Source organism: Streptococcus sp. SM3 (genome assembly GCF_027497875.1).
Genome location: NZ_JAJNSA010000002.1, coordinates 1 through 14,364, shown reverse-complemented (window position 1 = coordinate 14,364; position 14,364 = coordinate 1). Strand labels below are relative to the sequence as shown.

At 35.2% G+C, this 14,364-nt stretch carries 13 protein-coding genes; all 13 read left to right on the top strand.

The features are described from left to right. Window positions 1–90: 90 nt before the first annotated feature. The 13 genes from dnaA to ftsH all read left to right on the top strand — a co-directional run bounded on the left by dnaA (window position 91) and on the right by ftsH (window position 14,220). Window positions 91–1,452, top strand: a complete 1,362-nt coding sequence (dnaA, locus tag PAN06_RS00505) for a chromosomal replication initiator protein DnaA (protein ID WP_269795284.1) — start codon at window positions 91–93, stop codon at window positions 1,450–1,452. A gap of 158 nt (window positions 1,453–1,610) precedes the next feature. Further along, entirely contained in the window at window positions 1,611–2,747 is a 1,137-nt protein-coding gene (gene dnaN, locus PAN06_RS00500; protein ID WP_000581173.1) for a DNA polymerase III subunit beta, read from the top strand. 64 nt (window positions 2,748–2,811) lie between these two features. Further along, window positions 2,812–3,006, top strand: a complete 195-nt coding sequence (locus PAN06_RS00495) for a DUF951 family protein (protein ID WP_000285186.1) — start codon at window positions 2,812–2,814, stop codon at window positions 3,004–3,006. An 84-nt stretch (window positions 3,007–3,090) separates the two neighbouring features. Then, the gene (gene ychF / locus PAN06_RS00490; protein ID WP_269795283.1) at window positions 3,091–4,206 is read left to right on the top strand and encodes a redox-regulated ATPase YchF; all 1,116 of its coding nucleotides are present in this window, start codon (window positions 3,091–3,093) and stop codon (window positions 4,204–4,206) included. A 72-nt stretch (window positions 4,207–4,278) separates the two neighbouring features. Continuing rightward, entirely contained in the window at window positions 4,279–4,848 is a 570-nt protein-coding gene (gene pth, locus PAN06_RS00485) for an aminoacyl-tRNA hydrolase (RefSeq protein ID WP_269795282.1), read from the top strand. Next, a complete protein-coding gene (gene mfd / locus PAN06_RS00480; RefSeq protein ID WP_269795281.1) occupies window positions 4,849–8,352 on the top strand; it encodes a transcription-repair coupling factor in 3,504 nt (1,167 codons plus the stop codon). It begins immediately after the preceding gene. A gap of 57 nt (window positions 8,353–8,409) precedes the next feature. Beyond that, complete coding sequence (locus PAN06_RS00475; RefSeq protein ID WP_001234978.1) at window positions 8,410–8,676, top strand: RNA-binding S4 domain-containing protein; 267 nt, start codon at window positions 8,410–8,412, stop codon at window positions 8,674–8,676. Continuing rightward, the gene (locus PAN06_RS00470) at window positions 8,669–9,037 is read left to right on the top strand and encodes a septum formation initiator family protein (RefSeq protein WP_000041905.1); all 369 of its coding nucleotides are present in this window, start codon (window positions 8,669–8,671) and stop codon (window positions 9,035–9,037) included. Before PAN06_RS00475 ends, PAN06_RS00470 begins: the two co-directional genes overlap by 8 nt. Window positions 9,038–9,041: 4 nt before the next feature. After that, window positions 9,042–9,164 carry an SP_0009 family protein gene (locus tag PAN06_RS00465; RefSeq protein ID WP_000429334.1) on the top strand — a complete coding sequence of 41 codons (123 nt, stop codon included), beginning with the start codon at window positions 9,042–9,044 and terminating at the stop codon, window positions 9,162–9,164. Further along, a complete protein-coding gene (locus PAN06_RS00460) occupies window positions 9,157–10,425 on the top strand; it encodes a serine hydrolase (RefSeq protein WP_004269825.1) in 1,269 nt (422 codons plus the stop codon). Before PAN06_RS00465 ends, PAN06_RS00460 begins: the two co-directional genes overlap by 8 nt. Next, the gene (gene tilS / locus PAN06_RS00455) at window positions 10,422–11,699 is read left to right on the top strand and encodes a tRNA lysidine(34) synthetase TilS (protein ID WP_004269826.1); all 1,278 of its coding nucleotides are present in this window, start codon (window positions 10,422–10,424) and stop codon (window positions 11,697–11,699) included. The genes PAN06_RS00460 and tilS overlap by 4 nt, the downstream gene beginning before the upstream one ends. Window positions 11,700–11,703: 4 nt before the next feature. Beyond that, entirely contained in the window at window positions 11,704–12,246 is a 543-nt protein-coding gene (hpt, locus tag PAN06_RS00450) for a hypoxanthine phosphoribosyltransferase (RefSeq protein WP_000892170.1), read from the top strand. A gap of 15 nt (window positions 12,247–12,261) precedes the next feature. Further along, window positions 12,262–14,220 (top strand): ATP-dependent zinc metalloprotease FtsH, encoded by a 1,959-nt coding sequence (gene ftsH, locus PAN06_RS00445; protein ID WP_004269827.1) that lies wholly within the window; start codon window positions 12,262–12,264, stop codon window positions 14,218–14,220. Window positions 14,221–14,364: the final 144 nt, after the last annotated feature.

Here is a 14,364-nt window from a genome sequence, read left to right as displayed (position 1 = left end):
ATTATTTTTCACAGCTTGTGGAAAATTCTTACTATCTATGGTAAAATAAGTTTAGCATTAAACTTTTAAATAGTAAAGGAGGAGAAAGGATTGAAAGAAAAACAATTTTGGAATCGTATATTAGAATTTGCTCAAGAAAGATTAACTCGATCCATGTATGATTTCTATGCTATTCAAGCTGAACTCATTAAGGTAGAGGAAAATGTTGCCACTATATTTTTACCACGATCTGAAATGGAAATGGTCTGGGAAAAACAACTAAAAGATATCATTGTAGTAGCTGGTTTTGAAATTTATGATGCTGAAATAACTCCCCACTATATTTTCACCAAGCCTCAAGATACGACTATTTCACAAGTTGAAGAAGCTACAAATTCAACTCTTTATGACTATAGTCCAAAGTTAGCATCTATTCCTTATTCGGATACTGGATTAAAAGAAAAGTATACCTTTGATAATTTTATCCAAGGAGATGGAAATGTTTGGGCAGTATCAGCCGCTTTGGCTGTCTCTGAAGATTTGGCTCTGACCTATAACCCTCTTTTTATCTATGGAGGACCTGGCCTTGGTAAGACTCACTTACTCAATGCAATTGGGAATGAGATTTTGAAAAATATTCCTGATGCGCGTGTGAAGTACATCCCTGCTGAAAGCTTTATCAACGACTTTCTTGAACATCTGAGACTGGGTGAAATGGATAAGTTCAAAAAAACCTACCGTAGCCTCGATCTCTTGTTAATTGATGATATTCAATCGCTGAGTGGAAAAAAAGTTGCAACTCAGGAAGAATTTTTCAATACTTTCAATGTTCTCCATAACAATCAAAAACAAATTGTTCTGACTAGTGATCGTAGTCCTAAACACTTAGAGGGCCTTGAAGAAAGACTTGTCACGCGCTTTAGCTGGGGCTTGACGCAAAACATCACACCACCTGACTTTGAGACACGTATTGCCATTTTACAAAGCAAAACAGAGAATTTAGACTACCATTTCCAAAGTGATACCCTAGAATACCTAGCTGGTCAATTTGATTCAAACGTCCGAGAACTTGAAGGAGCAATCAACGACATCACTTTAATTGCCAGAGTGAAGAAGATTAAGGATATCACTATCGATATCGCTGCAGAAGCCATTAGAGCTCGCAAACAAGATGTTAACCAGATGCTCGTCATCCCAATTGATAAAATCCAAAATGAAGTCGGTAATTTTTATGGTGTCAGTGTCAAAGAAATGAAGGGAAGCAGACGCCTTCAAAATATTGTTTTAGCTCGTCAAGTAGCTATGTATTTATCTAGAGAACTAACAGATAATAGTCTTCCAAAAATTGGGAAGGAATTTGGTGGAAAAGATCACACAACAGTCATTCATGCCCATGCTAAAATTAAATCTTTGATTGATGAAGACGATAATTTACGTTTAGAAATTGAATCAATCAAAAAGAAAATCAAATAACTTGTGGATAACTTTTGCTTTATTATCTTTTTTATCCACATTTTTTAAACAAACCAAAAAACTTGATATTACTTGTTTAAAGTCTGTTTTCCACAGATTTCACAGACTCTATTATTACTATTATCCTTCTAATACTAAAAATAAATAAAGGAGAATCCATGATTCATTTTTCAATTAATAAAAATTTATTTCTACAAGCATTGAATACAACTAAGAGAGCTATTAGTTCTAAAAATGCTATTCCTATTTTATCAACCGTAAAAATTGACGTAACCAATGAAGGTGTTACTTTAATTGGTTCAAATGGTCAAATTTCAATTGAAAATTTTATTTCTCAAAAAAATGAAGATGCTGGTTTGTTAATTACTTCTTTAGGTTCGATCCTTCTTGAAGCTTCTTTCTTCATCAATGTGGTATCTAGTCTACCTGATGTGACTCTTGATTTTAAAGAAATTGAACAAAATCAAATTGTTTTAACTAGCGGCAAATCAGAAATTACCCTAAAAGGAAAAGATAGCGAGCAATATCCACGAATCCAAGAAATTTCAGCAAGCACTCCTTTGGTTCTTGAAACAAAATTACTCAAGAAAATTATCAATGAAACAGCTTTTGCTGCAAGTACACAAGAAAGTCGTCCAATTTTAACAGGTGTTCATTTTGTATTGAGCCAACACAAAGAGTTAAAAACAGTTGCAACAGACTCTCATCGTCTAAGCCAGAAAAAATTAACGCTTGAAAAAAATAGTGATGATTTTGATGTCGTGATTCCTAGCCGTTCTCTACGCGAATTTTCAGCAGTATTTACAGACGATATTGAAACTGTAGAGATTTTCTTTGCCAACAATCAAATCCTCTTTAGAAGCGAAAATATTAGCTTCTATACTCGTTTGTTAGAAGGTAACTATCCTGATACAGATCGTTTGATTCCAACAGACTTTAACACTACTATTACTTTTGATGTTGTAAACTTACGCCAGTCAATGGAACGTGCTCGTCTTTTATCAAGTGCTACTCAAAATGGTACTGTAAAACTTGAAATAAAAGATGGGGTTGTTAGCGCTCATGTTCACTCTCCAGAAGTTGGTAAAGTAAACGAAGAAATCGATACTGATCAAGTTACTGGTGAAGATTTGACCATTAGTTTCAATCCAACTTATTTGATTGATTCCCTTAAGGCTTTAAATAGCGAAAAGGTGACCATTAGCTTTATCTCAGCCGTTCGTCCATTTACTCTTGTGCCAGCAGACACTGATGAGGACTTCATGCAGCTCATTACACCAGTTCGTACAAATTAAGTGAAAGAGGTTGAGCCTAGCTCGCCTCTTTTATGATATAATCGAAAAAGAAAAGGAGAGTAGTATGTATCAAGTTGGAAATTTTGTTGAAATGAAAAAACCACATGCTTGCACCATCAAGTCAACAGGAAAAAAAGCTAATCGTTGGGAAATTACACGTGTAGGAGCAGATATAAAAATCAAATGTAGCAATTGTGACCATGTTGTCATGATGGGGCGCTATGATTTTGATCGAAAAATGAATAAAATTATTGACTGAGAACCCTTAGTTAGAGGGTTAGCACTTTATCCCTTTTTGTGTTATAATATTAGGGATTGAAATGAAAACGGAGAATGAGAAAATATGGCTTTAACAGCAGGTATCGTTGGTTTGCCAAACGTTGGTAAATCAACACTATTTAATGCAATTACAAAAGCAGGAGCAGAGGCTGCAAACTATCCATTTGCGACGATTGATCCAAACGTTGGAATGGTTGAGGTTCCAGATGAACGCCTACAAAAATTGACTGAAATGATCACTCCTAAAAAGACAGTTCCAACAACATTTGAATTTACAGATATCGCAGGAATTGTAAAAGGAGCTTCAAAAGGAGAAGGGCTAGGGAATAAATTCTTGGCTAATATCCGTGAAGTAGACGCGATTGTTCACGTAGTTCGTGCTTTTGATGATGAAAATGTCATGCGCGAGCAAGGACGTGAAGACGCCTTTGTAGATCCACTTGCAGATATTGATACTATTAACCTGGAGTTGATTCTTGCTGACTTAGAATCAGTTAATAAGCGTTATGCGCGTGTAGAAAAGATGGCACGTACGCAAAAAGATAAAGAATCAGTAGCTGAGTTTAATGTTCTTCAAAAGATTAAACCAGTCCTAGAAGATGGAAAATCAGCTCGAACTATTGAATTTACAGATGAAGAACAAAAAGTTGTCAGAGGTCTCTTCCTTTTGACTACTAAACCAGTGCTCTATGTTGCTAATGTGGACGAGGATGTGGTTTCAGAACCTGACTCTATCGATTATGTTAAACAAATTCGTGAATTTGCAGCGACAGAAAATGCTGAAGTAGTCGTTATTTCTGCGCGTGCTGAGGAAGAAATTTCTGAGTTAGACGATGAAGATAAGCAAGAGTTTCTTGAAGCACTTGGGTTGACAGAATCAGGCGTTGACAAGTTGACTCGTGCAGCTTACCACTTGCTTGGACTGGGAACTTACTTCACAGCTGGTGAAAAAGAAGTTCGCGCTTGGACCTTCAAACGTGGTATGAAGGCTCCTCAAGCAGCTGGTATTATCCACTCAGACTTTGAAAAAGGATTTATTCGTGCGGTAACCATGTCATATGAGGATCTAGTGAAATACGGATCTGAAAAGTCTGTAAAAGAAGCTGGGCGTTTGCGTGAAGAAGGAAAAGAATATATCGTTCAAGATGGCGATATCATGGAATTCCGCTTTAATGTCTAAAAAATTTAATGAATAGTATCAATTAGGTTGGAAAAAAATTCCAACCCTTTTGGCTTTTGAAAGGAAAAATAAATGACCAAATTACTTGTAGGATTAGGAAATCCAGGGGATAAATATTTTGAAACAAGACACAATGTTGGATTTATGTTGATTGATCAACTAGCGAAGAAACAGAATGTCACTTTTACACATGATAAGATATTTCAAGCTGACCTAGCATCCTTTTTCCTAAATGGAGAAAAAATTTATCTTGTCAAACCAACGACATTTATGAATGAAAGTGGAAAAGCGGTTCATGCTTTATTGACTTATTATGGTTTGGATATTGAAGATTTACTCATCATTTACGATGATCTTGATATGGAAGTTGGAAAGATTCGTTTAAGAGCAAAAGGCTCAGCAGGTGGTCATAATGGTATCAAGTCTATTATTCAACATATTGGAACTCAGATCTTTAATCGTGTTAAGATTGGAATCGGAAGGCCTAAAAATGGAATGTCAGTTGTTAACCATGTTTTGAGTAAGTTTGACAAGGATGATTATATTGGTATTTTACAGTCTATTGACAAAGTTGACGATTCTGTAAACTACTATTTACAAGAGAAAAACTTTGAAAAAACGATGCAGAGGTATAACGGATAAATGGTGACCTTATTAGATTTATTCTCAGAAAATGATCAGATAAAAAAATGGCATCAAAATCTGACAGATAAGAAAAGACAATTAATGTTAGGCTTGTCAACTTCTACAAAAGCTTTAGCAATTGCTAGTAGTTTGAGACAGGAAGATAAGATTGTGTTATTGACGTCAACTTATGGAGAAGCAGAAGGACTTGTTAGTGATCTTATATCTGTCTTGGGTGAGGAACTTGTTTATCCATTTTTTGTAGATGACTCCCCTATGGTCGAGTTTTTGATGTCTTCACAAGAAAAAATCATTTCACGGGTTGAAGCCTTGCGTTTTTTGACTGATTCGTCTAAGAAAGGGATTTTAGTTTGTAATATCGCAGCAAGTCGATTGATTTTACCGTCTCCAAATGTATTCAAAGATAGTATTGTAAAAATAACAGTTGGTGAAGAATATGACCAACACGCCCTTATCCATCAGTTAAAAGAGATAGGCTATCGAAAAGTTACACAAGTACAAACTCAGGGCGAATTTAGTCTGCGAGGAGATATTTTAGATATTTTTGAAATATCCCAGTTAGAACCTTACCGAATTGAGTTTTTTGGTGATGAAGTCGATGGTATTAGGTCATTTGAAGTCGAAACACAATTATCGAAAGAAAATCAGACAGAACTCACTATCTTTCCAGCTAGTGATATGCTTTTGAGAGAAAAGAATTATCAACGAGGACAGTCAGCTTTAGAAAAACAAATTTCAAAAACGTTATCACCTATTTTAAAATCATACTTAGAAGAAATTCTTTCAAGTTTTCACCAAAAACAAATGCATTTAGATTCTAGGAAGTTTTTATCTTTGTGTTATGACAAGACATGGACTGTTTTTGACTATATTGAAAAAGATACCCCAGTATTCATTGATGATTATCAGAAATTGATGAATCAGTACGAAGTCTTTGAAAGGGAGTTAGCACAATACTTTACAGAAGAATTACAGAACAGTAAAGCATTTTCTGAGATGCAGTATTTTGCAGATACAGAGCAAATCTATAAAAAACAGAGTCCGGTTACCTTTTTCTCTAATCTGCAAAAGGGGTTAGGAAATCTCAAGTTTGACCAAATTTATCAATTTAATCAATATCCTATGCAGGAGTTTTTCAATCAATTTTCTTTTCTAAAAGAAGAAATTGAGCGATACAAAAAAATGGATTATACTATTATCCTGCAGTCTAGCAATTCAATGGGAAGTAAAACATTGGAGGATGTTTTAGAGGAATACCAGATTAAATTGGATTCCAGAGATAAGTCAAGTATTTGTAAAGAATCTGTAAACTTAATCGAGGGTAATCTCAGACATGGTTTTCATTTTGTAGATGAAAAGGTTTTATTAATAACTGAACATGAGATTTTTCAAAAGAAATTGAAACGTCGTTTTCGAAGACAACATGTTTCAAACGCAGAGAGATTAAAAGATTACAATGAACTTGAAAAAGGAGATTACGTTGTTCACCATATCCATGGAATTGGTCAATATCTAGGGATTGAAACCATTGAAATCAAAGGGATTCACCGTGATTATGTTAGTGTTCAATACCAAAACGGGGATCAAATCTCTATCCCAGTGGAACAGATTCATCTACTGTCCAAATATGTTTCAAGTGATGGGAAAGCTCCAAAACTCAATAAATTAAATGACGGTCATTTTAAAAAGGCCAAGCAAAAAGTAAAGAACCAGGTAGAGGATATAGCTGACGATTTAATCAAACTTTATTCTGAGCGTAGTCAGTTGAAGGGTTTTGCTTTCTCAGCTGATGATAAGGATCAACATGCTTTTGATGATGCCTTCCCTTATGTTGAAACGGATGATCAACTTCGTAGTGTTGAAGAAATCAAGAGAGATATGCAGGCTTCTCAACCAATGGATCGACTTTTAGTTGGGGATGTTGGTTTTGGAAAGACTGAAGTTGCTATGCGTGCAGCCTTTAAGGCAGTCAATGATCACAAACAGGTTGTCGTTCTAGTTCCGACGACGGTTTTAGCGCAACAGCACTATACGAATTTTAAGGAACGATTCCAAAATTTTGCAGTTAATATTGATGTGTTGAGTCGCTTTAGAAGTAAAAAAGAACAGACTGAAACACTTGAAAAATTGAAAAAGGGTCAAGTTGATATTTTAATTGGAACACATCGTGTTTTGTCAAAAGATGTTGTGTTTGCTGATTTGGGCTTGATGATTATTGATGAGGAACAGCGATTTGGTGTCAAGCATAAGGAAACCTTGAAAGAAATGAAAAAACAAGTAGATGTCCTGACCTTGACAGCAACGCCAATTCCTCGTACCCTTCACATGTCTATGCTGGGAATCAGAGATTTGTCTGTTATTGAAACTCCGCCGACTAATCGTTATCCAGTGCAAACCTATGTTTTAGAAAAGAATGATAGTGTGATTCGTGATGCTGTCTTGCGTGAAATGGAGCGTGGAGGTCAAGTTTACTATCTTTACAATAAAGTTGACACGATTGACCAGAAGGTTTCCGAATTACAGGAGTTGATTCCAGATGCTTCGATTGGTTATGTTCATGGGCAAATGAGTGAGATTCAGTTAGAAAATACTCTATTAGATTTTATTGAGGGGCAATACGATATTTTGGTGACGACTACTATTATTGAGACAGGGGTGGACATTCCAAATGCCAACACTTTGTTTATTGAAAATGCGGACCATATGGGCTTGTCAACCTTGTATCAGTTAAGAGGAAGAGTCGGTCGTAGTAATCGTATTGCTTATGCCTATCTCATGTATCGTCCAGAAAAATCAATCAGTGAAGTCTCCGAGAAGAGATTAGAAGCGATTAAAGGATTTACAGAATTGGGCTCTGGATTTAAGATTGCAATGCGAGATCTTTCGATTCGTGGAGCAGGAAATCTTTTAGGAAAATCCCAGTCTGGTTTCATTGATTCTGTTGGTTTTGAATTGTATTCGCAGTTATTGGAGGAAGCTATTGCTAAACGACATGGTAATGGGAACACAAGAACCAAAGGGAATGCTGAGTTGATTTTACAAATTGATGCTTATCTTCCTGATACTTATATTTCAGACCAACGACATAAGATTGAAATTTATAAAAAAATTCGTCAAATTGACAATCGTGTCAATTATGAGGAGTTACAAGAAGAGCTGATGGACCGATTTGGAGAGTACCCAGACGTAGTAGCCTATCTTTTAGAGATTGGTTTGATTAAGTCTTATCTTGACAAGGTCTTTGTTCAACGTGTGGAAAGAAAAGACAATAAGATTACAGTTCAATTTGAAAAAATCACTCAACGACTGTTTTTGGCTCAAGATTATTTTAAAGCTTTATCCGCAACGAACTTAAAAGCAGCCATAGCTGAGAATAAGGGATTAATGGAAGTTGTATTTGATGTTCGAAACAAGAAGGACTATGAAATTTTAGAAGGTCTGCTCATTTTTGGAGAAAGTTTATTAGAGATAAAAGTGTCGAAAGAAGGCAATTCCCTTTAACATTTTTCTTCTATAAAAGGGATAAAAATGGTACAATAATAATTTGAGGTAATAAAAATGAGATTAGACAAATATTTAAAAGTATCAAGAATTATCAAGCGTCGTACAGTCGCAAAAGAAGTAGCAGATAAAGGTAGAATCAAGGTAAATGGCATCTTGGCAAAAAGTTCAACGGATTTGAAAGTTAATGACCAAGTTGAAATTCGCTTTGGAAATAAGTTGCTACTTGTAAAAGTACTGGAGATGAAAGATAGTACAAAAAAAGAAGATGCAGCAGGCATGTATGAAATTATCAGTGAAACACGGGTAGAAGAAAATGTCTAAAAATATCGTACAATTGAATAATTCTTTTATTCAAAATGAACACCAACGTCGTCGCTATCTGATGAAGGAGCGACAAAAACGTAATCGTTTCATGGGTTGGGTTCTTATTTTGATGATTTTATTGTTCATTTTACCAACTTATAATCTTGCTCAAAGTTATCACCAATTACTCCAAAGACGTCAACAGTTATCAGACTTGCAAACTCAGTATCAAACTTTGAGTGAGGAAAAGGAGAAAGAGACAGCTTTTGCTACAAAGTTGAAAGATGAAGATTACGCTGCTAAATACATGCGTGCAAAATATTATTATTCTAAGAATCGGGAAGCTGTTTATACGATTCCTGACTTGCTCCCAAGGTGATAAAATGGAAAATTTATTAGATGTAATAGAGCAATTTTTGAGTTTATCGGATGAAAAGCTGGAAGAGTTGGCTGATAAAAATCAATTATTGCGTTTACAAGAAGAAAAGGAAAGGAAGAATGCGTAAGTTCTTAATTATTTTGTTGCTACCAAGTTTTTTGACCATTTCAAAAGTCGTTAGCACAGAAAAAGAAGTTGTCTATACTTCGAAAGAAATTTATTACCTTTCACAATCTGACTTTGGTATTTATTTTAGAGAAAAATTAAGTTCTCCAATGGTTTATGGAGAGGTTCCTGTTTATGCGAATGAAGATTTAGTAGTGGAATCTGGAAAATTGACTCCCAAAATAAGTTTTCAAATAACCGAGTGGCGCTTGAATAAACAAGGGATTCCAGTATTTAAGTTATCTAACCATCAATTTATTGCTGCAGACAAACGATTTTTATATGATCAATCAGAGGTAACTCCAACAATAAAAAAAGTATGGTTAGAATCTGATTTTAAACTGTACAATAGTCCTTATGATTTAAAAGAAGTGAAATCATCCTTATCAGCTTATTCGCAAGTTTCAATTGATAAGACCATGTTTGTAGAAGGGAAAGAATTTCTACATATTGATCAAGTTGGATGGGTAGATAAGGAATTAACTTCTGAAGAAGATAATCGGATGAATAAAGTGCAAGAAATATTATCTGAAAAATATCAGAAAACTTCTTTCTCTATTTATGTTAAGCAACTGACTACTGGAAAAGAAGCTGGTATCAATCAAGATGAAAAGATGTATGCAGCTAGCATTTTAAAATTACCTTATCTCTACTATACGCAAGAAAAAATAAATGAGGGTCTTTATCAGTTAGACACGACTGTAAAATACGTATCAGCAGTCAATGATTTTCCAGGTTCTTATAAACCAGAGGGAAGTGGTAGTCTCCCTAAAAAAGAGGATAATAAAGAGTATTCTATAAAGGACTTAATCACAAAAGTATCTAAAGAATCGGATAATGTAGCTCATAATCTATTGGGATATTACATTTCAAATCAATCTGATGCTATATTCAAATCCAAGACGTCTGCTATTATGGGAGATGATTGGGATTCCAAAGAAAAATTGATTTCTTCTAAAATGGCTGGGAAAGTCATGGAAGCTATTTATAACCAAAATGGACTTGTATTGGATTCTTTGACTAAAACAGATTTTGATAATGAGAGAATTGCCAAAGGTGTTTCTGTTAAAGTAGCTCATAAAATTGGAGATGCGGATGAATTTAAGCATGATACAGGTGTTGTTTATGCAGATTCTCCATTTATTCTTTCTATTTTCACAAAGAATTCTGATTATGATACGATTTCTAAGATAGCCAAAGATGTTTATGAGGTTCTAAAATGAGAGAACAAGATTTTTTAAATCATTTTCTCAATAAGGGATATTTCAAAAAACATGCTAAGGTGGTGCTAGCTCTTTCTGGTGGATTAGATTCTATGTTTCTGTTTAAGGTATTATCTACGTATCAAAAAGAGTTAGAAATTGAATTGATTCTAGCTCATGTGAATCATAAGCAGAGAGTAGAATCAGATTGGGAAGAACAGGAATTAAGGAAGTTGGCTGCTGAAGCAGAGCTTCCTATTTATATCAGCGATTTTTCAGGAGAATTTTCAGAAGCGCGTGCTCGACATTTTCGTTATGATTTTTTTCAAGAGGTCATGAAAAAGACAGGTGCGACAGCCTTAGTCACTGCCCACCATGCTGATGATCAGGTGGAAACGATTTTGATGCGTTTGATTCGAGGCACTCGTTTGCGCTATCTATCAGGAATTCAGGAGAAGCAAGTAGTCGGGGAGATAGAAATCATTCGGCCCTTCTTGCATTTTCAGAAAAAAGACTTTCCACCAATTTTTCACTTTGAAGATATATCAAATCAGGAAAATCATTATTTTCGCAATCGTATTCGAAACTCATACTTACCAGAATTAGAAAAAGAAAATCCTCGATTTAGAAATGCAATCTTAAGCATCGGTAATGAAATTTTAGATTATGACTTAGCTATAGCTGAATTATCAAAGAATATTGATGTAGAAAATTTAGATCAGCTATTATCTTACTCTGAGTCGACACAAAGAGTTTTACTTCAAACTTATCTGAATCGTTTTCCAGATTTGAATCTTACAAAAGCTCAGTTTGAAGAAGTTAGACAAATTTTAAAAACTAAAAGCCAGTATCGTCATCCGCTTAAAAATGGTTATGAATTAGTAAAAGAGTATCAACAGTTTCGGATTTGTAAAATCAGTCCTCAGTCTGATGAAAAGGAAGATGAACTTGTGTTACACTATCAAAATCAGGTATCTTATCAAGGATATTTATTTTCCTTTGGACTTCCTTTAGAAGGTGAATTAATTCAGCAGGTACCTGTTTCACGCGAAACATCAATACACATTCGTCATCGAAAAACAGGAGATTGTTTGATTCAAAATGGATATAGAAAAAAACTCAGACGTCTATTTATTGATTTGAAAATCCCTATGGAAAAGCGAAAATCAGCTCTGATTATTGAGCAATTTGGTGAAATTGTCTCAATTTTGGGAATTGCGACCAGTAATTTGAGTAAAAACACGAAAAATGATATAATGAACACTGTACTTTATATAGAAAAAATAGATAGGTAAAAAAATGTTAGAAAACGATATTAAAAAAATTCTCGTTTCACACGATGAAATTACAGAAGCTGCTAAAAAATTAGGTGCCCAACTAACTAAAGACTATGCAGGAAAAAATCCGATTTTAATTGGGATTTTAAAAGGATCTATCCCTTTTATGGCTGAATTGGTTAAACATATTGATACACATATTGAAATGGACTTTATGATGGTTTCTAGCTATCATGGTGGAACAGCAAGTAGTGGTGTCATTAATATCAAGCAAGATGTAACTCAAGATATCAAAGGAAGACATGTTCTATTTGTAGAGGATATCATTGATACAGGACAAACTTTGAAGAATTTGCGAGATATGTTTATTGAAAGAGAAGCTGCTTCTGTTAACATTGCAACCTTGTTGGATAAACCAGAAGGACGTGTTGTAGAAATTGAGGCAGACTATACTTGCTTTACTATTCCCAATGAGTTTGTAGTAGGTTATGGTTTAGACTACAAAGAAAATTATCGTAACCTTCCTTATGTTGGAGTATTGAAAGAAGAAGTATATTCAAATTAGAAAGAACAATTTTTAATGAAAAAACAAAATAATGGTTTAATTAAAAATCCTTTTCTATGGTTATTACTTATTTTTTTCCTAGTTACAAGTTACCAGTATTTTAGTACAGGTAGTGTTGCAGGGAAAAGTGAGCAAATTAATTATACAGAATTGGTAAAAGAAATTACCGATGACAATGTAAAAGAATTGACTTACCAACCAAATGGCAGTGTTATCGAAGTTTCAGGTGTTTATAAAAATCCTAAAACAAGTAAAGAAGAAACAGGCATTCAGTTCTTTTCTCCATCTGCTACAACAGTAGAGAAATTTTCAAGCATCATTCTTCCTTCAGATACGACGGTATCAGAATTACAAAAGCTTGCTTCTGACCATAAAGCGGAAGTAACTGTTAAGCATGAAAGTTCAAGTGGTATGTGGATTAATATTCTTGTATCCATTGTGCCATTCGGTATTCTTTTCTTCTTCCTATTCTCTATGATGGGAAATATGGGAGGAAATAATAGCCGTAACCCGATGAGTTTTGGACGTAGTAAGGCTAAAGCTGCAAATAAAGAAGATATTAAAGTAAGATTTTCAGATGTTGCTGGAGCTGAGGAAGAAAAACAAGAACTAGTTGAAGTTGTTGAATTTTTAAAAGATCCAAAACGATTTACAAAACTTGGAGCCCGTATTCCAGCAGGTGTTCTTTTGGAGGGACCTCCGGGAACAGGTAAAACTTTGCTTGCTAAAGCAGTCGCCGGAGAAGCAGGTGTTCCATTCTTTAGTATCTCAGGTTCTGACTTTGTAGAAATGTTTGTCGGAGTTGGAGCTAGTCGTGTTCGTTCTCTTTTTGAAGATGCTAAAAAAGCAGCACCAGCTATTATCTTTATCGATGAAATTGATGCTGTTGGACGTCAACGTGGAGTCGGTCTTGGCGGAGGTAATGACGAACGTGAGCAAACCTTGAATCAACTCTTGATTGAGATGGACGGTTTTGAGGGAAATGAAGGGATTATCGTTATCGCTGCGACAAACCGTTCAGATGTACTTGATCCTGCCCTTTTGCGTCCAGGACGTTTTGATAGAAAAGTATTGGTTGGCCGTCCTGATGTTAAAGGTCGCGAAGCAATCTTGAAAGTTCATGCTAAGAACAAGCCTTTAGCAGAAGATGTTGATTTGAAATTAGTTGCCCAACAAACTCCAGGTTTTGTTGGTGCTGATTTAGAGAATGTATTGAATGAGGCGGCTCTAGTTGCTGCTCGTCGAAATAAATCGATAATTGATGCTTCAGATATTGATGAAGCAGAAGATAGAGTTATTGCTGGTCCTTCTAAGAAAGATAAGACAGTTTCACAAAAAGAACGTGAATTGGTTGCCTACCATGAGGCTGGACATACTATTGTTGGTTTAGTCTTGTCGAATGCCCGCGTTGTTCATAAGGTTACAATTGTACCACGTGGCCGTGCAGGTGGTTACATGATTGCACTTCCTAAGGAAGATCAAATGCTTCTATCTAAAGAAGATATGAAAGAGCAATTGGCTGGTTTAATGGGTGGCCGTGTAGCTGAAGAAATTATCTTTAATGTCCAAACTACAGGAGCTTCAAACGACTTTGAACAAGCGACACAAATGGCGCGTGCAATGGTTACAGAGTACGGTATGAGTGAAAAACTTGGCCCAGTACAATATGAAGGAAACCATGCTATGTTTGGTGCACAGAGTCCTCAAAAATCAATTTCAGAACAAACAGCTTATGAAATTGACGAAGAGGTTCGCTCATTATTAAATGAAGCACGAAATAAAGCTGCTGAAATCATCCAATCAAATCGTGAAACTCACAAGTTGATTGCAGAAGCATTATTGAAATACGAAACATTGGATAGTACACAAATTAAAGCTCTTTATGAAACAGGAAAGATGCCTGAAACAGTCGAAGAGGAATCACATGCACTATCCTATGATGAAGTAAAGTCAAAAATGAATGATGAAAAATAACCCTGAGAGAGGCCTGTCCTCTCTTTTTTGTGCAGTTTAGACGGTGTAGGGAACAGAATGGGGAAAATGGGACAAAAGTGTTTCTGAATCTGTTAAACTGTATCTAGAAAGGGGAACGTTATGTTTAAAGAATTGTATAAAGAA

Excerpts from the sequence above, each read along its gene's own strand:
- PAN06_RS00495 (WP_000285186.1), top strand. The coding sequence starts at position 2,812 with ATGTATCAAGTTGGAAATTTTGTTGAAATGAAAAAACCACATGCTTGC.
- dnaN (WP_000581173.1), top strand. The coding sequence starts at position 1,611 with ATGATTCATTTTTCAATTAATAAAAATTTATTTCTACAAGCATTGAAT.
- ftsH (WP_004269827.1), top strand. The coding sequence starts at position 12,262 with ATGAAAAAACAAAATAATGGTTTAATTAAAAATCCTTTTCTATGGTTA.
- PAN06_RS00475 (WP_001234978.1), top strand. The coding sequence starts at position 8,410 with ATGAGATTAGACAAATATTTAAAAGTATCAAGAATTATCAAGCGTCGT.
- pth (WP_269795282.1), top strand. The coding sequence starts at position 4,279 with ATGACCAAATTACTTGTAGGATTAGGAAATCCAGGGGATAAATATTTT.
- PAN06_RS00460 (WP_004269825.1), top strand. The coding sequence starts at position 9,157 with ATGCGTAAGTTCTTAATTATTTTGTTGCTACCAAGTTTTTTGACCATT.
- tilS (WP_004269826.1), top strand. The coding sequence starts at position 10,422 with ATGAGAGAACAAGATTTTTTAAATCATTTTCTCAATAAGGGATATTTC.
- hpt (WP_000892170.1), top strand. The coding sequence starts at position 11,704 with ATGTTAGAAAACGATATTAAAAAAATTCTCGTTTCACACGATGAAATT.
- mfd (WP_269795281.1), top strand. The coding sequence starts at position 4,849 with ATGGTGACCTTATTAGATTTATTCTCAGAAAATGATCAGATAAAAAAA.
- ychF (WP_269795283.1), top strand. The coding sequence starts at position 3,091 with ATGGCTTTAACAGCAGGTATCGTTGGTTTGCCAAACGTTGGTAAATCA.
- PAN06_RS00470 (WP_000041905.1), top strand. The coding sequence starts at position 8,669 with ATGTCTAAAAATATCGTACAATTGAATAATTCTTTTATTCAAAATGAA.
- PAN06_RS00465 (WP_000429334.1), top strand. The coding sequence starts at position 9,042 with ATGGAAAATTTATTAGATGTAATAGAGCAATTTTTGAGTTTATCGGAT.